The sequence below is a fragment of the Nonomuraea sp. NPDC001831 genome (genome assembly GCF_042892035.1).
GTDB lineage: Bacteria > Actinomycetota > Actinomycetes > Streptosporangiales > Streptosporangiaceae > Nonomuraea.
The window spans coordinates 224,911-248,166 of the sequence record NZ_JBIATU010000005.1; the positions used below are offsets into that span (position 1 = coordinate 224,911).

Below are 23,256 nucleotides of genomic sequence, written 5' to 3' on the forward strand. Positions count from 1 at the left end.
CAAACTACTCCGAGAGACGGACGAAGTGAGGCAGATATGGCGGCGACGGGGATGGCACCGGCCGACAAGGCGCCCTACGCGTTAACGCGGGCCACGGGGACGCTGGCCACGGGGGCGGCGAAGCTGGCCGGGGAGATCGGCGCGACCGGGGTCGAGGCCCTGCTGGCGCACGCCAACAGGACCGCCGTCCACAAGGGCGCGACGGCGGCGCTGGGCTCGATGCGGCCCAGGCCGGCGGACTGGTACGCCTTCGACGCGAAGGACCAGGACACGGTCGACTGGTACCCGCAGGGCGTGACCTGCGGCGAGGAGTCCGGCGCCATCGGCGTGCCGGTGCTGCTGGTGAGCTGGTACTTCAAGCCGGCGGCGGGCGAGCGGGGGATCAGGGTGTCGTTCCTGAGCCCCCGGACGCTGAAGTACCAGCACGCGCTGCTGGTCGAGGCCAGGCCCGACGGCTCGTACGGGCCGATCGACGTGCACGCGGGCGGCCTGGCCTGCCACGGCGACCTGCTCTACGTCGCCGACACCTTCAACGGCCTGCGCGTCTTCGACCTGGGCAACCTGCTCGACCTGCGCACCGCCCAGCCCGACCTGGGCGACCCCGCGCGCATCGGGCGCTCCGGCGGCCGGTTCCACGCCTTCGGCTACCGCTACCTGCTCCCGCAGACCGACTGCTGGAAGCTCGTGCGCGGCGGGCCGCACTTCTCGTTCCTGTCGGTCGACCGCAGCGGCGGCACGCCCGCGCTGGTCGCGGGCGAGTACCGGGAGAACGACCCCGGCGGGTGGGTCGCCCGCTGGAACCTGCCGCTGACCGACGGCACGCCCAAGGACGCCTTCGTCATGGGCCACCCCAAGATCCAGGGCGCGGTCTCGTGGGGCGGCAAGTGGTACCTGAGCCAGGCGGCCGACGCCGCCACCAACGGCAGACTGCTCGTCCACAGCGGCGACAAGCTGCTGACCAGGCCCTACCCGATCGGGCCCGAGGACCTGACGGTGCGCGGCGGCAAGGTGTGGAGCGTCACCGAGTTCAGGAACAAGCGCATCGTCTTCGGCGTCGAGCTCTGATTCAGCAGGGCTCAGCCTTCCATGTGGGCGCGCAGGACCTCGCGGTAGCGGCGGTCGAAGGCGTCGTAGCGGGCCCGTAGGGCGGCTCCCGGCCAGCCCGCGGGCAGCAGCTCGGCGGGCAGCAGCGGGTCGGCCAGCAGGTGGCGCAGCACGGCGGCCGAGACCAGGAAGCCCTCGGCCAGCCCGTCGGCCCGGTCGAGCGCCCGCTCCAGCCGGGCCGCCTCGGCCGCCCAGCCGTCGAGGTCCCACAGCAGCGGAGTGGGGTCGCCGTGCGGGCGGCCGTCGATCAGGGTGCACTGCGCGGTGACGGTCTCCGGCCACTCGCGCACCAGGTTGGCCGGACGCAGCCAGGTGCCCTCGCGCAGCTCGCCCATGCGCAGCGCGGACATCGTGTGCCGGAACGCGGCCCGGTCGGCCGGGGCGCGCCGCTCGGCGGTGACCACCGCCACCTCCCAGGTGCCGTCCCACGGCCTGGTGTGCGGGTCGCGGCTCTCGTCCTGCCGGGCCTGGCGCTCGACGAGCCGCTCGGACAGCGTGTAGCGGCCGCCCTGCTGCGTCAGGTCGCCGGCCGCCACCATGCGCGACAGCGCCACCCGGACCGTGCCCTCGGCGATGCCGAACAGCGCGCCGATGCGCACCAGGTGGCGGGCGGGCAGCCGGGGCGGGTGGCTGCCGAGCAGCGCGCTCAGCACCGCCGACCGGGCGCTGAGTGAGGTGTTACGGTCTTCCATCGCGTGTTGATTATATGTAACACTCGCGAGTATGGGCCGGTATCTCATCGAACCTTTCGACCACAGCGACCGCTACGCCACCGAGCGCTACCAGGGGGCCGCCGGGCGCAACTGGTGGACCTGCGACCCCACGCTGCGCCTGCTCATGCGGCGCCACCTCGGCGACGGCTACGCCTGGGCCGAGCCCCACCTCGAACGGCTCGGCGCGCTGATGGGCGGCCTGGTCGCCGAGTGCGCCGAGGAGACCGACCGCAACCCGCCCCGCCTGGAGAAGTACGACAAGTGGGGCAGGGACGTCAGCCGGGTCGTCATGCCGCCGTCCTTCCAGGCCGCGCGCGCGGCGCTCATGGAGGACAACTTCACCTCGCCGTCGTTCGCCGAGGAGGCACGGGCGAACGGGGCGGACCCGGCCGCGCTGGCGGCGGCCTGGACGTACCTGCTCGACCAGGCCGACATCGGGATGGGCTGCGCACTCGGCACCGGCGGGGACATGGTGGTCTCGCTGGCCGAGAAGCACGCGCCGCCGGACGTACGCGACCGGGTCCGGGAGATCTTCGCCGACGGCTACTACTCCGGCGAGGCCGCCCAGATGTTCACCGAACGCACCGGCGGCTCCGACCTGGCCGCCCTGGAGGCGTGGGCCGAGCCCGACGGGGAGGCGTGGCGGCTGACCGGGTTCAAGTGGTTCGCCTCCAACGCCAACGGCTCGGCGTTCGTGGTGCTCGCCCGCACGCCCGACGGGTCGGTGGCGCCGTTCCTGGCGCTGTGGGAGCGGCGCGACGGCTCGCGCAACGGGGTGCGCATCCGGCGGCTGAAGGACAAGCTGGGCACCCGCTCGGTCGCCTCGGCCGAGGTCGAGTTCACCGACGCCGAGGCGTTCCTGCTGGCCGGCCAGGGCTCCGGCTCCGGGCTCGGCACGATGATGAAGCTCACCAACGCCTCCCGCCTGGGCGTGGCCATGATGGGCGTCGGCGTGGCCAGGCGGGCCCTGGTCGAGTCCGTCTGCTACGCGCGTTCCCGCGAGGCGTTCGGCCGTCCGCTCATCGACCAGCCCCTGATGCGCCGCAAGCTGGCCGAGCTGATCGTCGAGGTCGAGGCCGCCCAGGCGATGGTGTTCGACGGCCTGGTCGGCCCCCGGCTGCGGCTCGGGCCCGCGCTGATCAAGCTGCGCGCCGCCCGGCTCGGCCTGACGGCGGCCAGCGACGCGATCGAGGTGCACGGCGGCAACGGCTACATCGAGCAGTGGCCGGTGGCCAGGCTGCTGCGCGACGCCCAGGTCAACCCGATCTGGGAGGGCGGCGACAACATCCTATGCCTGGACGTGCGCCGCGCCATGCTCCGCGAGGAGGCGCACGTGCCGTTCCTGGCCCGACTGCGCGCCCTGGCCACCTCCGACCTGGTGCACGCGCGGATCGACGACCTGTCCAAGGCCGTCGCGGCCTGGCACGGGCTCGCCCCGGCGATCGCCGAGGAACGCCTCTACCCCCTGGCCCAGTTCATGGCCGACGTCTACGCCGCCGCCCTGCTGGAGGACCAGGCCGGCTGGGGCCTCGACGACGGGCGCAAGGCCCTGGTCGCCCGCCTGTACGCCGAGGCGCACCTGGCCGAGCGCGGCCCGCTGCGCGGCATCGACGCCCCGGCTGCCGACCACTTCGACACGTTGCTGGCCGGGGCCCTCGCCTGAGGGTACGCTCGGCAGGTTTCCCGGAGTTTCCCGGAGTTTCCCCGAGGCGAAGCCGCACGTTCCCCGGAGGAGGGTCGCATGACCGTACGCGTCGAGCGCGAGGGGCCCGTCACCACCGTCGTCATCAGCAGGCCGGAGGCGCGCAACGCGGTGGACAGGAAGACCGCCGACGCGCTCACCGACGCGTTCGCCGGCTTCGAGCGCTCCGACGCGGCCGTGGCGGTGTTGTGGGGCGAGGGCGGCACGTTCTGCGCCGGGGCCGACCTCAAGGCGCTGGACAACCACGTCGGCGAGGACGGCGACGGCCCCATGGGGCCCACCAGGATGCGCCTGTCCAAGCCGGTGATCGCGGCCGTCGCCGGGCACGCCGTGGCCGGCGGGCTGGAGCTCGCCCTCTGGTGCGACCTGCGGGTGGCCGAGCAGGACGCGGTGTTCGGCGTCTTCTGCCGCCGCTGGGGCGTGCCGCTGATCGACGGCGGCACGGTGCGGCTGCCCCGGCTCGTCGGCGCCTCCCGCGCCATGGACATGATCCTGACCGGCCGCGCGGTGAGCGCCCCGGAGGCCCGTGACATGGGCCTGGTCAACCGCCTGGTGCCCACCGGCACGGCCCGGCGGGAGGCCGAGGAGCTGGCCGCGCGGATCGCCGCGTTCCCGCAGGCGTGCCTGCGCGGCGACCGCATGTCGCTGCTGGAGCAGCACGGCCTGCCCGAGGACGAGGCCATGCGCAACGAGCTGCGCCACGGCCTGGTCTCGCTGCCGGACGCGGCGGAGGGCGCCGCCAGATTCGCCGCCGGCGCCGGCCGCCACGGCGCCCCCGCCTGACACGGCGCCGGCCGGCGTCGCCTGGCCGGGCGCGGCCTTCTAAGGCGTGCCGGGTGGCTGGTCGGCGGCGTCGATCGCGCGCTGGTAGCGGGTCGTCAGCGTGCGCAGCGCGGCCACCAGCTCCGGCGAGTCCTCGACCGTGAAGTCCGCCTCCAGCATGCCCAGGTGGAGGGCGAGCATCACCGGGTGGTCCGAGCCCGGCTCGAACACGCACCGGTCCTCGCCCAGCGGCCGCACGTCCACTGGGATCGGCAGCCGGTCGCGCACGTGCGAGGCGGGCGCGTGCACGATCACCCGCGCGCGGTAGCGCCAGGTCGCCTCGCCGGCCCCGCGGGCCACCCGCGCCGTGATCTCGTGGTCGGGCGGCAGCTCGCGGGGCGTGAAGCGCGGGCCCGTCGGCGTCCGCGGTTCGATCCGGTCGGCCCGGAAGGTGCGCCAGTCGTCCCGGTCGAGGTCCCAGGCCACCAGGTACCAGCGCCGCCGGTCGTGCACCAGGCGGTACGGCTCCACCGAGCGCCTGCCGGCCGCCCCGGAATGCGCCCGGTAGTCGAACCGCAGCCGCTCATGGTCGCGGCACGCGCTCGCGATCACGGTCAGCACGTCCGGATCCACCTGCGCGCCGCGCGACGGCATCGGCAGCGCGTACGACTGGAAGGCGCTCACCCGGTGCCGCAGCCGCGCGGGCAGCACCTGCTGGAGCTTGGCCAGCGCCCGCATCGAGGTCTCCTCCATCCCCGCGATCGAGCCGCTCGCGGCGGTGCGCAGGCCGATCGCGACGGCCACCGCCTCGTCGTCGTCCAGCAGCAGCGGAGGCAGGGCGCCGTCCGAGCCGAGCCGGTAGCCGCCGGCCACGCCCGGCCGCGCGTCGACCGGGTAGCCGAGCGCGCGCAACCGGCCGACGTCGTTGCGGACGGTGCGGGTGGTGACGCCGAGCCGGGCGGCCAGCTCGGTGCTCGTCCAGTCGCGCCGGGCCTGGAACAGGGACAGCAGACGCAGCAGCCGCGCCGAGGTTTCCAGCATTCTTCGATCCTGACGACAATCTAGGAACGATCCTTTCCGCGAATGTTCCTAGTGTTCTCCGCATGAGCGCAAGAGCACTCATGGCCCTGCCGTTCACGAGGAGAAGCGCCGTGCGCGACGACATCCAGCCCTTCCGCGTCGAGATCCCCCAGGCCGACGTCGACCACCTGCACGACCGGCTCGCCCACGCCCGCTGGCCCGCCGAGCTGCCCGGGGTGGGATGGACCCGCGGCGTGCCGCTCGGCCACCTGAAGGAGCTCGCCGGATACTGGCGCACGCGGTACGACTGGCGCGCCCAGGAGGCGCGGCTCAACCGGTTCCCGCAGTTCACCACCGAGATCGACGGCCAGCGCATCCACTTCCTGCACGTCAGGTCCGACCGGCCCGACGCCAGGCCGCTGCTGATCACCCACGGCTACCCGAGCTCCGTCGCCGAGTTCCTGCACCTGATCGAGCCGCTGGTCGACCCGGACGAGGGCCCGGCCTTCCACGTCGTCGCGCCGTCCCTGCCCGGCTACGCCTTCTCCACGCCGCTGGGCGGGACCGGCTGGTCGATGGGGCGCACCGCCCGCGCCTGGGCCGAGCTGATGGCCCGGCTCGGCTACCAGCGGTACGGCGTGCACGGCGGCGACGTCGGCGCGGGCGTGTCCGGCCTGGTCGCCGGCCTCGACGGCGAGCACGTCGTCGGCGTGCACGTGGTGACCGATCCGTTCACCGCCGCGAACGTCGCCACCTTCATGCCGGGGATCGCCGACCGGCTCGACGCCGGCGACCCGGTCGACAAGCTGATCCTGAGCCGGATGCACGCCTTCCAGCAGGACGGCTCCGGCTACCTGGCCATCCAGAACACCAGGCCGCAGACCATCGGCTACGGCCTGGCCGACTCGCCGCTGCTGCAGCTCGCCTGGATCGCCGAGAAGGTCCACGAGTGGACCGACCTGCCGGTCGACCGCGACCAGCTGCTCACCACGGTCAGCCTGTACTGGTTCACCGGCTCGGGCGCCTCCGCCGCGCACACCCTGTACGAGCAGGCCCACTCCGCCGACTGGGGCGCGCCGCCCGCCGTGCCGCAGGGGTTCGCGGTCTTCGGCGCCGACGAGACCGTGCGCAGGCTGGTGCCCGCGCCGGCCGGCGCGCACTGGAGCGAGTTCGAGCGCGGCAGGCACTTCCCCGCGATGGAGGCCCCCGCCCTGCTGGCGGCCGACCTGCGGGCCTTCTTCGGGCCGCTGCGATGAGCGACGTGCTGAGCCGGCGTCGCCTCAACCGGGCCACGCCGGCCCGCCAGTACCTGCTGGAACGCGCGCCGGAACGGGCGATCGACGCGATCGAGCACCTGGCCGGCATGCAGTCCCAGGCGCCGCTGGCCCCGTACGTGGGGTTGTGGACCCGTCTGCAGGGCTTCGCGCCGGACGAGCTGTCGGCGCTGACCGAGCGGCGCCAGGTGGTGCGGCTGCACCTGATGCGCAACACCGTGCACCTCGTCAGCGCGCGCGACTGCCTGGGCTGGCGCGCGCTGTCCGGTCCGCTGCACGCCGCCGGCTTCCGCGCGCACTTCCGTGACGGCCTCGGCGACGCGGACCGCGAGGCGCTGCTCGAACAGGCCGGGCGGCTGCTGGCCGAGGGGGCGACCGCCCCGTCCCGCTCCCCCCGGGCGACGTGCGACCTGGTCCTCGACGAGCCGTAGGCCGCTCAGCCCAGCACCGGGAAGTTGGACCTGATGACGCTCAGCGGGTCGCGGGCGCGCTTGAGGTCGCGCAGCCGGGCCAGCGTCTCCGGCGAGAACGCCGCCGCCGCCTGCTCCCCGCCGTGCAGCATGGTGAACGGACGCCGCCCGCTGCTGAACGGCACCAGCGACTTGCCGAGCCGCTCCATCCGCTCCGACACCTCCGGCGACGGCAGGCCCAGCGCGTGCACGAGGTACGGCTCCGCCAGCCGCTCCACCGCGCCCCCGCCCTCGACCGGCCTGGCCACGGCCCCGCCCAGGTGCCGGACCTGCACCGCCAGCAGCGGCTCGATGGGCTCGCCGGCCAGCACGCCGGCGACCTCGTCGTCCAGCCTGGTCAGCAGCTCGGTGTGGCCCACTCCCGGGCTCGGGTCGACCGGCTCGTCGCAGATCGAGGCCAGCTCGGCCACCGGCAGCTGCCGCCTGGTGTCGGCGATCGCCCCGCCCACCGCCTCGAACGGCCGCAGCAGCGCCCCGGGGTCGGCCCCGAGGTAGGTGCAGTCGGCCATGACGAAGCCGGGGGCGCCGGGCGGCGTCAGCAGCTGGAACCACACCGACAGCTCCTCCGGCGCGCCGGCGGTGACCTCGCGGAAGGCCGCCATGACCTGCTCGGCGCGGTCGGCCGGCCAGATGATGCGGCCGCCGTACAGGAAGGGCGCGGGCTGCAGGTCGAACTCCAGCGCCGTCACGATCGCGAAGTCGCCGCCGCCGCCGCGCAGCGCCCAGAACAGGTCGGGGTCGCGCTCGGCGGTCACCCTGACCCGGCCGCCGTCGGCGTCCACGGCCTCGACGGCGCGCACGGTGTCGGCGGCGAAGCCGTACTTGCGGCTGAACCAGCTCAGACCGCCGCCCAGGGTGTAACCGGTCACGCTCACCACCGGCGAGCTGCCCGCCAGGCCGGTCAGCCCGAGCGGGCTCGCGGCCGCCAGCACCTCGCCCCACTTCACGCCCGCGCCGACGCGCGCCACGCCGTCGCGGATCTCCACCCCGCCCAGCCGGCCGGTACGCAGCAGGATCGTCCCCTCGGTGTCGCCGGACGCGCCGTGGCCGCTCGGCTGCGCGGTGACCGCCAGGCCGTGCAGGCGGGCGTAGCCGATCACGGCGGCCACGTCGTCGGCGTCGGCGGCCTCGACCACCGCGCGCACCTGCTGGTCCACCGCCAGGTTCCAGGGCCGTCGCGCCTGGTCGAAGCCGTCGTCGCCGGGCAGCAGCACCGGGCCGGCCGTCATGTTCCGCAATTCGTTCATGTGATCGATGATGCCTTGTCCCACTTGCGTGGGAATTGGGGTTGACTTGAGGTCCGTGGAGTTCAGACTTTTCGGGCCGCTCGAGGTGGACGACGCCGACGGCGTCCGCCTCGACCTCGGCACCCGCAAGCAGCGCGCGGTGCTGGCCATGCTCGCGCTGGAACCGGGCCGCATCGTGCCGCTCGACCGGCTGATCGACGAGCTGTGGGCGGGGGAGGCCCCGGCCAGGGCCACCGCCACGCTCCAGGCGTACGTGTCGCACCTGCGGCGGGTGCTCGAACCCGGACGCAGGCCGCGCACGCCGCCCCGCGTGCTGCTCACCCGCGAGCCCGGCTACCTGCTGGACATCGCGCCCGGCCAGACGGACGTCGCCCGCTTCGCCTCCTGGACGGCCGACGGCGCCCGGCTGGTGCGGCAGGGACGGCACGGCGAGGCGGCGCGGGTGCTCGACCGGGCGCTCGGCCTGTGGCGCGGCGAGCCGCTGGCCGAGTTCCCCGGGCTCGCGCCCGAGGTGCCGGCCCGGCTGGAGCAGCTTCGGCTGGCGGCCGAGGAGGACCGGCTGGAGGCGCGGCTGGAGCTGGGCGAGGCCACCGTGCCCGACCTGGAGGCGCTGACCGAGGCGTACCCGTACCGGGAGCGGGCGTGGCGGCTGCTGGTGCTCGGGCTCTACCGGGCGGGCCGGCAGGCCGACGCGCTGGCCGCCCTGCGCCGGGTGCGCGGCCTGCTGGCCGGGCGGCTGGGCATCGAGCCGGGACCGGAGCTCAGACGTCTGGAACAGGCCGTCTTCGACCAGTCCCCGACCCTGGAGGCCCCCGGCGCGACGACCGCCCGCCCGGCGGCGCACCGGGGCGCGGAGCACACGGAGGCCGCTCCGGAGCCGCCGCCGGTGGCGGGCCGCAGCGCCGGGGAGCGGCTGGTGGGACGGGAGGCGGAGCTGCGGACCCTGGAGGAGCTGCTGGGCGCGGCGCGGGCCGGGCGCGGCGGCCTGGCGCTGGTCACCGGCGAGCCCGGCATCGGCAAGACCAGCCTGGTCAGGGCCGCGGCCGAGCTGGCCGCCGCCCGCGGCTTCCGGGTGGAGTGGGGCAGGTGCCTGGACGACGCCAGGGCCCCGGCGTTCTGGCCGTGGACGCGGGCGGGCATGATCCCGCCGTCGCCGCACGCCGAGCTGTTCGACCTCTACGACGGCGTGCTCGACGCGCTGCGCGGCGGCCCGCTGCTGCTGGTGCTGGAGGACCTGCACTGGGCCGACGCCTCCTCGCTGAAGCTGCTCGGCCACGTCGCCGGCGAGCTGGCGGGCACGTCCGCCCTGGTGCTGGCCACGCTCAGGCCCGAGCCCGCCGGCCACCCGGCCCAGCTCCGCGAGACCCTGGCCGCCCTGTCCAGGGAGGGCCGCAGGCTGCCGCTCGCGCCGTTCGACGCCGACGGGGTGCGCGACTTCCTGCGCCTGCGCGAGGTGACCGCCGACCCGGAGGAACTGCTCGACCGCTCCGGCGGCAACCCGTTCTACCTCACCGAGCTGCTGCGGCTGCCCGAACGCGAACGCCATCTCGTCCCGCCCGGCGCACGCGACGTGATCGACCGCAGGCTCGCCCGGCTGCCCGGGCCGACGCTGGACCTGCTCAGGGCCGCCGCCGTCGCGGGCCGCGAGGTCGAGGTGGACCTGCTGGCCGCGCTCGTGGAACAGCCGGTCGAGGACGTCATGACCGGCCTGGAGCCGGCCCTGGCCGCCGGGCTGCTGACCGAGGCCGCCGGCTACCGCTTCTCGCACGCCCTCGTCCGCCAGGCCCTCGACGCCGGGCTGACCACGCTCGCCCGCGCCCGGCTGCACCTGCGCGCCGGCCTGCACCTGGAGAGCGTGCCCGGCGCCGACCCGGCGCTGCTGGCCGGCCACTTCGCCGCGGCGGCCAGGCTGGGCGGCGCGCCCAAGGCCGTCACGCACGCCTGCGAGGCCGCCGCCCAGGCCGCCGCCCGGCACGGTCACCAGGAGGCCGTCGAGCTGTGGGAGCTGGCGCTCGCCCACCTCCCGCCCGGCGACTCGCCGCAGCGCTGCCGGCTGCTCACCGAGCTGGGCCGGGCCCGCCGCAGCCTGGGCGACGCCGCCGGCGCGCACCGCGACCTGGACGAGGCCGTCGCCCAGGCCCAGCGGCTCGGCGACAGGGACGCGCTGGTGGCCGCCGTCTCGGTGTTCGGCGGGTTGTCGGTGTGGAACTGGCGGCCGTACGGCGTCGTGGACGAGACGATGGTCGCGGTGCTGGAGGACCTGCTCGCCGGCGGCCTGGACCCGGCGTCCAGGGCGGCGCTGCTCGGCACGCTCGGCATCGAGCTGCACTACGGCCCGCGCCGCGCGGAGGGCGAGCGGCTGGCGCTGGAGGCCGTCGAGCTGGCCCGCGGCCTGGACGACCCGATGCTGCTGGCCAGGGCGCTGAACAACTACCTGATCGCCGGGTTCGTCCCGGGCCGCAACGACGCGCGGCGCCGGGCGGCCGAGGAGATGCTGGCCGTGCCCGGCCTGCCCAGGGAGGCCCGGCTGGTCGGGCGCGTCCTGCGCATGTCGTGCCTGCTGCGCGCGGGCGACCTGGCCGAGTGGGCCAGGGACCTGGACCGCTGCGAGCAGCTCCTGCACGAGGTCGCCCGGCCCGAGCTGGAGGCCATGGTCCGCGTCTCCCAGACCGCCGCGCACACCCTGCACGCCCGCTGGGACGAGGCCGAGGCCCTGCTCGGCCGCTTCCCCGGGCTCGCGTTCGGCGGCAGCCTGTGGGGGATCGAGGCGCGCCGCCTGGGCACCCTCTACACCTGCAGGCGCGGCCAGGGCCGGGGCGCGGAGCTGCTGGAGGAGCTGGTGGCGGCGGGGGAGCGGCCGCTGATGAGCCCGGTGCGGCCACTGGCCGTGCTCGCGGCGCTGGAGGCCGGGCGGCCGGAGCTGGCCAGGGAGCTGATCGGCCGCTGGGGGGTGGAGCTGCGCGAGGACTGGGCCGCCGACTTCCTGCACCCCGTCTGGGGGCTGGTGGCCGCCCGCCTCGGCACGCCCGACCCCGCCGAGCTGTACGAACGGCTGCTGCCCAGCGCCGGCCAGCTCATCGTCATGGGCATGGGCAGCGCCGCCTGGGGCTCGGTGCACGACGTGCTGGCCGAGCTGGCCCGGCGGCTCGGCCGCGCACGGGAGGCGCGCGAGCACAACGAGGCCGCCGTCGAGCTGCACCGGCGGCTCGGGCTGACGTACTGGGAGGCGCGCAGCCGGGGGTGGCGTCCCGGCTGACTGTCGGACCCGCCGCGTATCGTGATCTCATGCCTGACATCGAGGTCGCGGGCCGTTCCGTCCGCGTCACCAGCCCCGACAAGGTGGTCTTCCCGCGGTCCGGCCACACCAAGCTCGACCTGATCCGGTTCTACCAGGCGGTCGGCGAGGCGGCGCTGCGCGGCGTGCACGGGCGGCCGATGGTGCTCAAGCGGTTCGTCCACGGCATCGAGCAGGAGGCGTTCTTCCAGAAGCGCGCGCCGGCCAAGCGGCCCGACTGGATCGAGGTGGCCGAGCTGCGCTACCGGTCCGGGCTCAGCGCCGAAGAGGTGGTCTGCACCGATCTGGCGCAGTTGCTCTGGGTGGTCAACCTCGGATGCGTCGACCTCAACCCCCATCCGGTCCGCGCCGACGACCTGGCCAGGCCCGACGAGCTGCGCATCGACCTCGACCCCGTCCCCGGCGTCGAGTGGGCCGACGTGCTGGCGACCGCGCAGGTGGCGCGCGAGGTGCTGGCCGACCACGGGCTGGTCGCCTGGCCCAAGACGTCCGGGTCGCGGGGGTTCCACGTCTACGCCCGGATCGACCGGCGGTGGTCGTTCGCCCAGGTGCGCAAGGCGGCCGAGACCGTGGCGCGCGAGGTCGAGCGGCGGGCCCCCGACCTGGCGACCAGCCGGTGGTGGAAGGAGGAGCGCCACGGCGTGTTCGTCGACTTCAACCAGAACGCCTACGACCGCACGGTGGCCTCGGCGTACTCGGTGCGCGCGGTGCCCGACGCCCGCGTCTCCACCCCGCTGAGCTGGGAGGAGGTGCCCGGCTGCCGGCCCGAGGAGTTCACCCTCGACAGCGTGCCGAAGCGGCTGGCCGAGCTCGGCGACCCGTGGGAGGACATGGACCTGCACGCCGGCTCGCTCGACGGCCTGCTGGAGCTGGCCGAGGAGCTCGGGCCCGCGCCCAAGCCGCCCAAGGGCAGCGGGCGCCGGCAGCAGACCATGCCGGTCATCGAGATCGCCAGGGCCCAGCACAAGGAGGAGGCCCTGGCCGGGCTCGACCGCTGGAAGGCCCGCCACCCCGAGGTCGCGGCCCTGCTGGAGCCCGCCGACGTGCTGGTCGACGGCATGCGCGGGCGCAGCAGCGTGTGGTACCGGATCCGGGTCAACCTCCAGCACGTGCCGGAGGGCGAGCGGCCGGCGCAGGAGCCGCTGGAGGCCGACTACGACCCCTGGCAGGGCGCGGGCGGCCCCTGACCTCTCACCGACAAGCGGAGGTCAGCGGCCGGAGACCAGGTTGCCGAGGCGGGCGTAGAGCGAGGTGCCGGTGCCGCGGTCGTTCTCGTGGCGGTCGGCGGCCCGGAACAGCGTGTAGATGAGCTGCACGCCCGCCCACCGCAGCGGCTCCGGCTCCCACTGCCGCACCTGCCGGCCCACCCACGGCAGCGCCGTCAGCTCGGTGTCCCGCCGCAGCACCAGGTCGCGCAGCGTGCGCCCGGCCAGGTTCGTGGTGGTGACGCCGCTGCCGACGTACCCGCCGGCCCAGCCCAGCCCGCTCGCGTGGTCGAGGTGCACGGTCGAGCACCAGTCGCGCGGCACGCCGAGCACGCCGCACCACGAGTGCTGCACCCGCGCGTCGGCCGCCGCAGGGAAGAGCTTCACCAGCATCCGCCACAGCAGCGCCACCGTCCGCGCCTGGGTGGCCCCTCGGTGGTCGGTACGCGACCCGAACCGGTACGGCACCCCGCGCCCGCCGATCGCGATCCGGTCGTCGGCCGTGCGCTGGGCGTAGACGTAGGCGTGGGCCTGGTCGCCGAGCAGTTCGTGCCCGGCCCAGCCGATGTGCTTCCACACCTCGGCGGGCAGCGGCTCGGTGACGATCATGGAGCTGTTCATCGGCAGCCACTGCCGGTGCTGCCCGGCCAGCGACGCGGTGAAGCCCTCGGTGGCGCGGATGACGTAGTCGGCCGAGACGATGCCGAGCGGCGTGTGCGCGGTCGCCTTGCCGCCGCCCACGCGCGGCCGGATCTCGGTCACCGTCGTGCCCTCGAAGACGTCCACGCCCAGCGCGGCCACGGCCGAGGCCAGCCCGACGGCGAGCTTGGCCGGCTGCACGCGGGCGCAGTGCGGCGAGTACGCGGCCTCCAGCGTGCCCGCCACCTGGACGCGTTCGCGCTGCTCGTCGCGGTCCATCAGCCGCATGTCGTCCTCGCCGTAGCCCCAGGAGCGCAGGTCGGCGACCTCCTCGCGGAGCCGCCGCCGCTGGGCCGGGTTGGTCGCCACGTGCACGAGGCCGCCCTTGTGCACGTCGGCGTCGATGCCCTCGGCGCGGGTGACGTCGATGACCTCGTCCACCGCGCGGAACATGGCGTGCTGGAGGTCGATCATGGCCTGCCGGCCGCGGGCCTGGGCGTGCCGCTCGCGGGAGCCGGCGAACTCGGCCGACAGCCAGCCGCCGTTGCGCCCGGAGGCGCCGAACCCGGCGAACTCCTTCTCCAGGATCGCGATCCGCAGGTCGGGCTGGGCCTTCTTCAGGTAGTACGCCGTCCACAGGCCGGTGTAGCCGCCGCCGACGATCGCCACGTCGTACTCGCGGGAGCCGGGCAGCGCGGGCCGCCTGGCGGGCAGGCCGATCTGCCGGTACCAGAACGAGACGCCCCCGTTGGCGTAGTCGTCGGTGAGCGGGATGCCTGTCATGACTGTTCTGCCTCCACGGCTGCTACGTGCCCCTCCGCTGATTCCCCGTCCGCTCTGTCCCCGTCTGCTCTGTCTCCGTCTGCTCTGTCTCCGTCCGCTCTGTCCCCGGCGGACGGGGTGGGCGGGCTGATCACCCAGAGCACCTCGGCGGTCTCGTCGCCGTCGTTGACCACCCGGTGCGGGACCGATGTGCGGTACTCCACGCTGTCGCCGGGCCCCAGCGGGTGCGCGGCGGCGGACCCGGCGGGGCCCAGCCAGAGCGTGAGGCTGCCGCGCAGCACGAGGAAGATCTCCTGCGAGGCGCCGTGCGTGTACGGCTCGTCGCCGGTGGAGGCGCCGGGGTCGAACTCGCCGGCGTACATCTCCACGGTGCGCAGCGGGCGCTGGGAGATCAGGAACTTGCGGGTGCCCGGCGCGGTGGCCAGCTCGGGACGCTCGGCGCGGCGCACCACCCGGTGGGCGGGCTCGTCGTCCTCGTTGAACAGGTCGGCCACGGTGATGCCGAGCGCGGAGGCGATCCGGCGCAGCATGCCGATGCTCGCGCTGGTCTGCCCGCGTTCGAGCTGGCTGATGAAGCTGGGGCTCGCCTTGGCCTCGCCGGCCAGGGCGCGCACGGTCATGCCGCGCATGCCTCGGTAGACCCGGATGCGGGTGCCCAGGTCCGTCATCGAACCTCTCGATCGGTCAGGCTGAACAAGTTGTTCAGTGACGGTACCGACGGCGGAGAAAGCCCAGCAAGAGGGGGGTGCCTAACGAATCGGTAACCGGTCCCAGCCGCGGGCCGGCGCGGATCGGCTGCGGATCGGCTGTGGATCGGCTGTGGGTCAGCCGCGGGTCGGCCGCTGGTAGCCCTCGTCGCCGCCGTAGACGCGTACCGACGGGTCCCGCTCGGGCTGCGTGGCCGGGCTGGTCGGCGAGGCGGTGTGCTCCTCGGCGAAGTCGTCCGAGGGCACGGGCGGCGGCGGGAACAGGTAGTCGTGCCAGGTGATCCGGCCCTTGGGATCGGCCTCGACGGTGAACGCGCCCGCGCGCTGGGCGGCGGCCAGCCGGCCCGGGATGCGCACCGGCAGGCACAGGCGGCGCAGGCGGCGGGCGTCCAGCCAGGTCCTGGTCAGCTCCTCGGTGCCGAGGACCTGCGGGCCGCCGTACTCGACGACGGCGCAGGCCGGGCCGCCGGCCAGCAGCGCGGCCAGGCGGGCGGCGACGTCGTCCACGTGCACCGGCTGCCACAGCAGCGAGCGGTCCACGGGCAGCACGGGCAGCGCCGCCAGGTCGCGCAGCAGCCGGTCCACCGACTGGTGGAACGGGGTGGCGCGGACGACCGTCCAGGCCATGCCGCTCTCCCTGACCAGCCGTTCGGCCTCCAGCTTGTGCCGGTGGCCGGGCGCGCGGTCCGCGCCGGCGATCGAGGGCAGCAGCAGGTGCGCGGCCCCGGCCGCGCGGGCCGCCGCGGTCAGCGTGCGGGTGCCGGCCAGGTCCACCTGGGCGCGGCCCTGCCGGCCGCCGGTGGCCAGGTGCGCGACGGCCTCGACCTGCCGGACGGCCTCGGCGACGCCCTTGCCCGAGGCCAGATCGCCCCACACCCACTCCACGCCCCCGCGGTCCTCGTGCCGGGTACGGCTGAGCGCCCGTACCCGATGTCCCGCCTTGAGCAGGACGGGCACCAGGGCCCTGCCGAGGGTGCCGGTGGCTCCTGTGACCAGAATGCGCATGCCCGGTCCATACCCCCGAATCCCCAGAGATGACAATGATTTTCGTGACGAGGTCTGTGGACGGCGGTGCGGGGTAGAGCCGCCAATATGGCTCGTATCGCATCCGAATCCCTGATCGAACGGCTCGCCGAGTGGGGCGTGGACACCGTCTTCGGCCTGCCGGGCGACGGCATCAACGGCATCATGGAGGGGCTGCGCCGTCATCGTGACCGGGTGCGGTTCGTGCTGGTGCACCACGAGGAGGCTGCCGCCTTCATGGCCACCGGCTACGCCAAGGCCACGGGACGGATCGGCGTCTGCCTGGCCACCTCCGGCCCCGGCGGCATCCACCTGCTCAACGGCCTCTACGACGCCAAGCTCGACCACGTCCCCGTGCTGGCCATCACCGGCATGCAGGAGACCGCCGTGCTCGGCACCGGCTACCAGCAGGAGGTCCACCTCGACAAGCTGTTCGCCGACGTGGCCGAGTACAACATGATGATCACCAACCCGGCCCAGCTGCCCTCGCTGGTGGACCTGGCCGTCCGGACGGCCTACGCGCGGCGCGGCGTCGCCCATCTCACGCTGCCCAACGACATCCAGGTGGCCGAGGCGGGGGAGGACCCGTACCGGACGGTCGCGCCGGTGCGCGCGCCGGAGACCGCGCCGATCTACCTGCGGCCCCCGGGGCTGCCGCGCCAGGAGGACCTGGCGCGGGCCGCCGAGGTGCTCAACGCCGCCGAACGGCCCGCCATCCTGGCCGGGCAGGGCGCGCTGCACGCCCGGCAGGAGGTGCTGGCCGTGGCCGAGGCGCTGGCCGCGCCGGTGGTCAAGACGCTGCCCGGCAAGGCCGTCGTCCCGGACGACTCGCCGTACACGACGGGCGGGATCGGGCTGCTCGGCACCAAGCCGAGCGAGGAGCTGATGGACGAGGCCGACGTCCTGTTCATGATCGGCACGAACTTCCCCTACTCGAAGTTCCTCCCCGAGCCGGGCAAGGCGCGGGTGGTGCAGTTCGAGGCCGAGCCGACCAGGGCCGGGGCGCGGGTGCCGACCGACGTGCCCGTGGTGTGCGACGCCAAGGAGGGCCTGCGCGAGCTGCTGCCGCTGCTCACCCGGCGCGACGGCGGCGGACACCTGGCCAAGTACCAGAAGCTCATGGCCAAGTGGCGCTCCGACATGGACAGCCTGGAGAACCCCGACAGGGACCCGATCGCCCCCCAGTACGCCATGTCCGTCCTGGACGACCTGGCCGCCGACGACGCCATCCTGACCTGCGACAGCGGCACGATCGCCACCTGGGCCGCCCGCCACTGGACGATCCGCGGCGGGCGCGAGTTCTACCTGTCGGGCACGCTGGCCACGATGGCGCCCGGCCTGCCGTACGCCATCGCCATGCAGCACGCCTTCCCCGGCCGGCAGGTCATCGCCTACGTCGGCGACGGCGGTTTCGCGATGCTGATGGCCGAGTTCCTGACCGCCGCCCAGCACCGGCTGCCGGTCAAGGTCGTCATCAACAACAACAACTCGCTCGGCCAGATCCTGTGGGAGCAGATGGTCCTCGGCTACCCCGAGCACGGCGTGCGCTTCGCCCAGCCGGAGGCCGACTACTCGGTCTGGGCCAGGGCGTGCGGCGGGTTCGGCGCCAAGGTCACCAAGTCCGGGGACGTGGCCGCGGCGATCAGGCAGGCGCTCGCCCACGACGGCCCCGCCCTGGTGGACGTGGACGTCAACCCGAACGAGCCGCCCATGCCCGGCAAGGTCTCCTACGACCAGGCCAAGAGCTTCGCCCAGGCGTTCCTGAAGGGGCAGCCGCACAAGGCGGCCATCGCGACCACCCTGTTCAAGGACCGCATCCAGAAGTTCACCGACTGACCGCCCGCCGGGGGCCGGTCACGAGGACCGGCAGGCGGCGGCGATCCGGGCGGCGGTCTCCAGCAGCGGGTCCACCAGCCGGGGCAGCTCGCGGGCGCGCCGCGAGGCCAGCACGATCCCGACGGCCGCCACCGCCCGCCCGTCCACGACGACCGGCGCCGCCGCCGAGCACGAGCCGAGCGTCATCTCCTCGTGGGTCAGCGCGTAGCCCTGCGCCCGCACCGCCGCCAGCTCCCTGGCCAGCCGGCCCGGCTCGGTGACGGTGTGCGGCGTGGGCCGTTCGAGCGCGCGGGCCAGGTACGCCTGCACGAACCACTCCGGCTCGTGGGCCAGCAGCGCCTTGCCCACCCCGGTCGGGTGCATCGGCAGCCGCCCGCCCGTGCGCGAGACGATGGGCACGGCCCGCCTGCCGTACACCTTGTCCACGTACAGGACCTCCAGGCCGTCGCGGACGGCGAGGTGCACGTTCTCGCCGGTGGTGGCGAACAGCTCCTGGAGCCAGGGGTGCGCGCGGCCCTGGAGGCTGCCGGGCGCGAGCTGGCCCAGCTCCCACAGCCGCAGCCCCACCCGCAGCCGCCCGTCGGGGGAGCGGCTGAGCGCCTGCCACTCCTCCAGCTCGGCCACCAGCCGGTGGGCCGTGCTGAGCGGCACCCCGCTCCGCCTGGCCAGGTCGGTCAGCGTGAGCTGCGGATGGGCCGCGTCGAACGCCCCCAGGATGGCCAGCACCTTGGACGTCACCGTCTGCCCCGGACGCCGGGCTCCTCCGGACATGACCACACTCCTGCGCACATCTTCCACTCAGTGGAAGAGGCTACTCGGCTCCGGAGGCCGGCAGGCAGCAGACTTCCCTCATGCGAACTCAGGTCGGGATCATCGGCGCGGGCCCCGCGGGCCTGCTGCTGTCTCATCTGCTCCACCTGCGCGGCATCTCTTCGGTGGTGCTGGAGAAGCGCAGCCGCGCCTACGTCGAGCGGCGGGTCCGCGCGGGCGTCCTGGAGCAGGGCACGGTGGACACGCTCGTCGAGGCGGGCGTCGGCGCGCGCCTGCTGCGCGAGGGCCTGCCCCACCACGGCATCGAGCTGCGGTACGGCGGCGCGGGCCACCGTATCGCCTTCGACGAGCTCGTCCCCGGCCGGGCCATCACCGTCTACGGGCAGCAGGAGGTCGTCAAGGACCTGATCGCGGCCCGGCTGGCGGCGGGCGGCGACCTGCGGTTCGAGGTCGAGGACGTCGAGGTGCACTCCCCGGAGTCCGAGCCGTACCTCACCTTCGGCGGGCAGCGGCTCGACTGCGACGTGATCGCCGGGTGCGACGGCTTCCACGGCGTCTCGCGGCCGAGCGTCCCCGACGGGGTCCTGGAGGTGTTCGAGCGGGACTACCCCTTCGCCTGGCTGGGCGTCCTGGCGAAGGTGGCGCCCTCGTCGGAGGAGCTGATCTACGCCAGGACCGAGCGCGGCTTCGCGCTGCACAGCATGCGCTCGCCCACAGTCAGCCGCTTCTACCTCCAGGTCCCGGCCGACGCCGACGTGGCGCAGTGGCCCGACGAGCGCGTCTGGGCCGAGCTGAAGGCCCGCCTGGAGACCGTCCCCGGCTTCGAGCTGGCCACGGGCGAGATCATCGAGAAGGGCGTCACGCCGATGCGCTCGTTCGTCGCCGAGCCCATGCAGTACGGGCGGCTCTACCTGGCCGGGGACGCCGCCCACATCGTGCCGCCGACCGGCGCCAAGGGGCTGAACCTGGCCGTGGCCGACGTCCGGGTGCTGACCGAGGCGCTGGCGGCCTTCTTCGAGCACGGCTCGACGGAGCTGCTCGACGGCTACTCGACGGCGTGCCTGAAGCGGGTGTGGCGGGCGCAGCACTTCTCGTGGTGGATGACGACGCTGCTGCACACCTTCGACGAGGACGACGCGTACGGACGGCGGCTCCAGACCTCCTACCTGGACTACGTCACCTCCTCGGAGGCGGCGGCGACCACGCTGGCGGAGAACTACGTCGGCCTGCCCTTCGACTGACCGCACGACCGGCCGCGCGACCGCCCCCGGGTGGGCTGACCTCGGGCGATGCCTTAAGGTTGGCGCGTGGTTTTCGAGGAGGGCTGGGCGCGTTCGCCCCTGCGGTGGTTGATGGACACGCTGGGCCATGCCCAGCTCGCCAGGATGGAGTCCGAGCCGGCGCTGGTCGCGGCCGTGGATCAGCACGCGGCGCTGCTGCGTGACGCGATCCCGCTCGACCGCGAGACCCTCGGCGACTACCTGCTGGGCTTCCTCGACGAGCTGCGCCACCTCGGCTGGATCTTCAGCGGCGACCACGACGCGCCCGCGCTGCGGCTGACGGCGGTCTGCTGGCTCGCCCGCGAACAGGGCTTCCTCGCCGAACCCGCCTGACCCCGCGCCGGACGTCCCGCGCCGGTCGGCCGTCCGTGAGGGTCCGCGTGACCGGGCGCTTGTCCCGGTCACACGGAGCTCAGCTCTCCGGCGGGAGGTCCGCGCGGGTGGCCCCGCCGGTCGGGCCCGTGGTCGGGCCGGTCGGGCCGGTCGTGCCGGGCGTGCCGGGCGCGCCGGGTGTGGTGCGGGCCGGTTCGGCGGGACGGGCCATCGTGCGGGCGTCCTCACGCCCCCGCTGGTACGCCTCGGCGTGCGCCCTGGCCTGCGGCGCCTCCGCCTCGATCCGGCCGATCCAGCGCTCCCAGCGCTGCTGCATCGGGCGGACGAGCCCGCCGCCGAGCCCGATCGCGATGATCGCGCCGATGGTGGCGAGGACGGTGATGAGCACCGGGGTCGTGACGGTCGTGGCGACGCCGATCTGGTTGAGCGCGGCGATGATGCCCAGCGCCCAGATGAAGACGGCCGCCGCGATGCCGAGCCAGCGCCCGTAGGACAGCCCGCCGAGCGCGCCGTCGACGAGATCCCGGACGGCCCGGGCGATCGCCCCGGCGATCACGATGATCACGATGGCGACCACGGCCTTGGGCAGCCAGCCCACCACCCCGTTGAGCAGCGCCGAGATCGGGTTGGGCCCGAAGACGCTGAAGGCGATCTGCAGGGTGATCAGCAGGATCGCGTAGTAGACGAGCTTGGCGAGCAGCCCGCTGGCGTCGTACCGGCTGCTTTCGAGCCAGCGCTGGACGCCGCTGCGGTGCACCGCGCGTTCGAACCCGACGCGGTCGAGGATCTTGTCCACGAGCTTCTGCAGCGCCTTCGCCACGATCCACCCGATGATCAGGATCACCAGGAACGCGACCAGCCTGGGCACGAACGTCGCGACCTGTCGCCAGGCGTCCGTCAGGCCTTGGCCAATATTGATGTCCACGGTTTCCTCCAAAACGAGGAGCTCATGGAGTCGCGGTACCCGGCTGAACTGGGACTATGCACGCATTGCTACCAAATTTTCGCTCAGTGTTACATTTGTACAAGTGTGCGCAGGGGTCAGGAGAGCCGGCGCAGGTCCATCTGGAAGTTCTGGTGCCAGCTCTGGCCGCCGTCCACGGTGGTCTCGCCGATCTCGTGCCAGGCGGTGCCGGTGAACGTCAGCGTGTAGCGGCTGGTGTAGCCGGGCGTCTGGAGGCTCCACTGGAAGGTGTCGTCGCCGACCACCGGCACCACCGTGGTGACGTAGCCGCGGGAGAACGCCTCCCAGCGGTACTGGCCGGTCGCCTCGGAGTAGTTGATCACCGCCAGGGCGCTGTCCACGATCGTGCGCGGGTCGGCCCTGTCGCGGCCCTGGCCCTCGACCGAGATCACCAGGTCGCCCGCCTGCCGGCGCACCCGCTCGGTCTGCAGGAACTCCTGCCGGGTGCCGGACGGCGTGACGGTCCACCCCGTCCCGGCCCACGTGCCGATCATGAACGACAGCCGCCGCATGGCCTCCGCCTGCCCGACCGGCGCGGTGGACGTGCGGGCGGCCGTCGCCGGGCCGGGGGAGAGCAGGGCCGCCAGCAAGGCGAGCGGCAGGAGCAGGCGGACCAGTGACTTCATCGAGGCGTCCTCGTCAGTGAGCGGCTGATGCCGAGCCGGGGGTGAGCGGTCAGGTAGAGGCCGGTGGCGGCGTCGTACAGGTCGTTGGCGTCCATGCGCATGGGGGCCAGGGTGCTGCCGGCGGGCGTGACGTCGCGCAGGGCGCGCAGCCCCGCGTCGTGGGCGGCGGCCACCAGCTCGCTCATCGGCGCGGTGCCGCCGGCGGTGGTGGCGTCGGTCAGGTCGGACAGCCCGGCCGTGATCGCGGCGAACGCGTGGCCGGACCGCTCGCCCCTGACCAGGTGCTGGGCCAGCCAGAAGTAGCTGGCCCGGCCGCGGTACTGCCGGTAGACCGACGAGACCATGGTCAGCAGCCGCTGGTAGGCGTTGCGGTACAGGGACTCGTAGAAGCCCTGGGCCTCCTGCTCGCTCACCTCGCCGCGTTCGGCGGCCGTGATCGAGGCCGCGGCCAGCAGGGCGCTGTACATGGCCAGGTGCACCCCGGTCGACAGCAGCGGGTCGAGGAAGCAGGCGGCGTCGCCGGCGATGCGGTAGCCGGGGCCGCAGAAGGAGCCGGCCGCGTACGAGAAGTCCTGCTCGACGCGCACCGGGCCGGTGAACCTGCCGATCAGCCCCGCCACGGCCGGCGACTCGGCCACCACCGCGTGGAACATCTCCTCCAGTGACCGGTGGTGGGGACGCCGCTCCAGGAAGCGGGTCTGGTGGGTGACGAAGCCGACGCTGAACACCTCGCCGCGCAGCGGGATCACCCAGTACCAGCCCTCCGGCGAGGAGATCACGTTGATGCCGCCGCCCGGCGTGCCGGGAAGGAGGCCGCCGCCCTGGTAGTAGCCCCAGATCGCGACGTTCCTGAAGACGTCGTGCGGTCGCCGGTCATGGAAGTGCTGCGCCGACAGCACCCCGGCGCGTCCGGAGGCGTCGACCAGGTGATCGAAGCGCTCCAGGCCGCGGTCCCACTCGGCGGCGCAGGCGCGGCCGTCCTCGAACAGCACGCGCCTGACCCTGGCTTGCTGGATCACCTCCACGCCCTGGGAGGCGGCGTGGTCCAGCAGCACCTGGTCGAAGTCGTCCCGGTCCACCTGCCAGGAGCGCACCTCGGGGCCGAACGTGGCCGCCCAGTTCACCGTCCAGTCGCGCTCGGCGCCCCAGCGCAGCAGCAGGCCCTCCTTGACGGGATAGCCGCGCTCCTCGACCTTCTCGTGCGCCCCGGCGTAGTCGATGATCGTCCGGCAGGACGGCGAGACCGACTCGCCGATGTGGTAACGCGGAAATCGTTCGCGTTCCAGCAGCCGGACGTCCATTCCGTTACGGGCCAGCAGCGTCGCGGCGATCGAGCCCGCCGGGCCGCCGCCGATCACTAATACCCTGGTCATCGCGAGCCCTTCCGATAATCGATACGTATTACGCAGCGACGGGCCCGGCGTGCGGGGCCCAATACGTAGGCCGATACGTATATTCCGGCGTTATTCTGGACCGCCGGCCCGGCCTGTTCGATGATGCGT

20 protein-coding genes are annotated in these 23,256 nt (G+C 74.0%); 10 read left to right on the forward strand and 10 right to left on the reverse strand.

The features are described 5' to 3' along the window. Window positions 1-36 precede the first annotated feature (36 nt). Window positions 37-1,065, forward strand: a complete 1,029-nt coding sequence (locus tag ACFYYW_RS18915; protein WP_387650237.1) for a hypothetical protein — start codon at window positions 37-39, stop codon at window positions 1,063-1,065. An 11-nt stretch (window positions 1,066-1,076) separates the two neighbouring features. Here the strand turns inward: ACFYYW_RS18915 and ACFYYW_RS18920 are convergent, their stop codons facing one another. Beyond that, window positions 1,077-1,796, reverse strand: coding sequence for a PaaX family transcriptional regulator C-terminal domain-containing protein (locus tag ACFYYW_RS18920; RefSeq protein WP_352324224.1), 720 nt, complete (start codon window positions 1,794-1,796; stop codon window positions 1,077-1,079). A 31-nt stretch (window positions 1,797-1,827) separates the two neighbouring features. On the opposite strand from ACFYYW_RS18920, the gene ACFYYW_RS18925 reads away from it, so the two are divergent. Next, window positions 1,828-3,480, forward strand: coding sequence for an acyl-CoA dehydrogenase family protein (locus tag ACFYYW_RS18925; protein ID WP_387650239.1), 1,653 nt, complete (start codon window positions 1,828-1,830; stop codon window positions 3,478-3,480). 78 nt (window positions 3,481-3,558) lie between these two features. Further along, window positions 3,559-4,302: a crotonase/enoyl-CoA hydratase family protein gene (locus ACFYYW_RS18930; RefSeq protein WP_352324227.1), complete on the forward strand. Its 744-nt coding sequence runs from the start codon at window positions 3,559-3,561 to the stop codon at window positions 4,300-4,302. A gap of 39 nt (window positions 4,303-4,341) precedes the next feature. Here ACFYYW_RS18930 and ACFYYW_RS18935 read toward each other — a convergent pair whose 3' ends face one another. Then, window positions 4,342-5,322 carry a helix-turn-helix transcriptional regulator gene (locus ACFYYW_RS18935; RefSeq protein ID WP_387650240.1) on the reverse strand — a complete coding sequence of 327 codons (981 nt, stop codon included), beginning with the start codon at window positions 5,320-5,322 and terminating at the stop codon, window positions 4,342-4,344. A gap of 62 nt (window positions 5,323-5,384) precedes the next feature. Between ACFYYW_RS18935 and ACFYYW_RS18940 the strand changes: the two genes are divergently transcribed. After that, entirely contained in the window at window positions 5,385-6,557 is a 1,173-nt protein-coding gene (locus tag ACFYYW_RS18940) for an epoxide hydrolase family protein (RefSeq protein WP_387650242.1), read from the forward strand. A 5-nt stretch (window positions 6,558-6,562) separates the two neighbouring features. After that, window positions 6,563-7,006, forward strand: a complete 444-nt coding sequence (locus tag ACFYYW_RS18945; protein ID WP_387650244.1) for a DNA glycosylase AlkZ-like family protein — start codon at window positions 6,563-6,565, stop codon at window positions 7,004-7,006. A gap of 5 nt (window positions 7,007-7,011) precedes the next feature. Here ACFYYW_RS18945 and ACFYYW_RS18950 read toward each other — a convergent pair whose 3' ends face one another. Then, window positions 7,012-8,292 (reverse strand): FAD-binding oxidoreductase, encoded by a 1,281-nt coding sequence (locus ACFYYW_RS18950; RefSeq protein ID WP_387650245.1) that lies wholly within the window; start codon window positions 8,290-8,292, stop codon window positions 7,012-7,014. 55 nt (window positions 8,293-8,347) lie between these two features. Here ACFYYW_RS18950 and ACFYYW_RS18955 point away from each other — a divergent pair, with 55 nt between their 5' ends. Both ACFYYW_RS18955 and ligD read left to right on the forward strand, forming a co-directional pair. Continuing rightward, window positions 8,348-11,548, forward strand: coding sequence for a BTAD domain-containing putative transcriptional regulator (locus ACFYYW_RS18955; protein ID WP_387650247.1), 3,201 nt, complete (start codon window positions 8,348-8,350; stop codon window positions 11,546-11,548). A gap of 29 nt (window positions 11,549-11,577) precedes the next feature. Beyond that, complete coding sequence (gene ligD / locus ACFYYW_RS18960) at window positions 11,578-12,774, forward strand: non-homologous end-joining DNA ligase (protein WP_387650249.1); 1,197 nt, start codon at window positions 11,578-11,580, stop codon at window positions 12,772-12,774. Between the two features lie 21 nt (window positions 12,775-12,795). Here ligD and ACFYYW_RS18965 read toward each other — a convergent pair whose 3' ends face one another. The 3 genes from ACFYYW_RS18965 to ACFYYW_RS18975 all read right to left on the reverse strand — a co-directional run bounded on the left by ACFYYW_RS18965 (window position 12,796) and on the right by ACFYYW_RS18975 (window position 15,926). Next, the gene (locus ACFYYW_RS18965; protein ID WP_352324236.1) at window positions 12,796-14,214 is read right to left on the reverse strand and encodes an FAD-binding oxidoreductase; all 1,419 of its coding nucleotides are present in this window, start codon (window positions 14,212-14,214) and stop codon (window positions 12,796-12,798) included. Further along, on the reverse strand, window positions 14,211-14,882 hold the full coding sequence (locus tag ACFYYW_RS18970; protein WP_387650250.1) for a helix-turn-helix domain-containing protein: 672 nt from the start codon (window positions 14,880-14,882) through the stop codon (window positions 14,211-14,213). The genes ACFYYW_RS18965 and ACFYYW_RS18970 overlap by 4 nt, the downstream gene beginning before the upstream one ends. Before the next feature lie 156 nt (window positions 14,883-15,038). Continuing rightward, window positions 15,039-15,926 (reverse strand): SDR family oxidoreductase, encoded by an 888-nt coding sequence (locus ACFYYW_RS18975; RefSeq protein WP_364390048.1) that lies wholly within the window; start codon window positions 15,924-15,926, stop codon window positions 15,039-15,041. A gap of 87 nt (window positions 15,927-16,013) precedes the next feature. Between ACFYYW_RS18975 and ACFYYW_RS18980 the strand changes: the two genes are divergently transcribed. Continuing rightward, window positions 16,014-17,780 (forward strand): thiamine pyrophosphate-dependent enzyme, encoded by a 1,767-nt coding sequence (locus ACFYYW_RS18980; protein ID WP_387650252.1) that lies wholly within the window; start codon window positions 16,014-16,016, stop codon window positions 17,778-17,780. 18 nt (window positions 17,781-17,798) lie between these two features. Here ACFYYW_RS18980 and ACFYYW_RS18985 read toward each other — a convergent pair whose 3' ends face one another. Continuing rightward, window positions 17,799-18,551, reverse strand: coding sequence for an IclR family transcriptional regulator (locus ACFYYW_RS18985; protein ID WP_352330259.1), 753 nt, complete (start codon window positions 18,549-18,551; stop codon window positions 17,799-17,801). 80 nt (window positions 18,552-18,631) lie between these two features. Here ACFYYW_RS18985 and ACFYYW_RS18990 point away from each other — a divergent pair, with 80 nt between their 5' ends. Further along, window positions 18,632-19,792, forward strand: a complete 1,161-nt coding sequence (locus tag ACFYYW_RS18990) for a 4-hydroxybenzoate 3-monooxygenase (RefSeq protein ID WP_387650254.1) — start codon at window positions 18,632-18,634, stop codon at window positions 19,790-19,792. A 66-nt stretch (window positions 19,793-19,858) separates the two neighbouring features. Then, the gene (locus ACFYYW_RS18995) at window positions 19,859-20,164 is read left to right on the forward strand and encodes a DUF6401 family natural product biosynthesis protein (protein WP_357706747.1); all 306 of its coding nucleotides are present in this window, start codon (window positions 19,859-19,861) and stop codon (window positions 20,162-20,164) included. Window positions 20,165-20,243: 79 nt separating this feature from the next. Here the strand turns inward: ACFYYW_RS18995 and ACFYYW_RS19000 are convergent, their stop codons facing one another. The 3 genes from ACFYYW_RS19000 to ACFYYW_RS19010 all read right to left on the reverse strand — a co-directional run bounded on the left by ACFYYW_RS19000 (window position 20,244) and on the right by ACFYYW_RS19010 (window position 23,127). After that, window positions 20,244-21,083, reverse strand: a complete 840-nt coding sequence (locus tag ACFYYW_RS19000) for a hypothetical protein (RefSeq protein ID WP_387650589.1) — start codon at window positions 21,081-21,083, stop codon at window positions 20,244-20,246. Between the two features lie 122 nt (window positions 21,084-21,205). Further along, entirely contained in the window at window positions 21,206-21,754 is a 549-nt protein-coding gene (locus ACFYYW_RS19005) for a hypothetical protein (RefSeq protein ID WP_387650255.1), read from the reverse strand. Beyond that, entirely contained in the window at window positions 21,751-23,127 is a 1,377-nt protein-coding gene (locus ACFYYW_RS19010; RefSeq protein ID WP_387650257.1) for an NAD(P)/FAD-dependent oxidoreductase, read from the reverse strand. Before ACFYYW_RS19010 ends, ACFYYW_RS19005 begins: the two co-directional genes overlap by 4 nt. Window positions 23,128-23,256 lie beyond the last annotated feature (129 nt).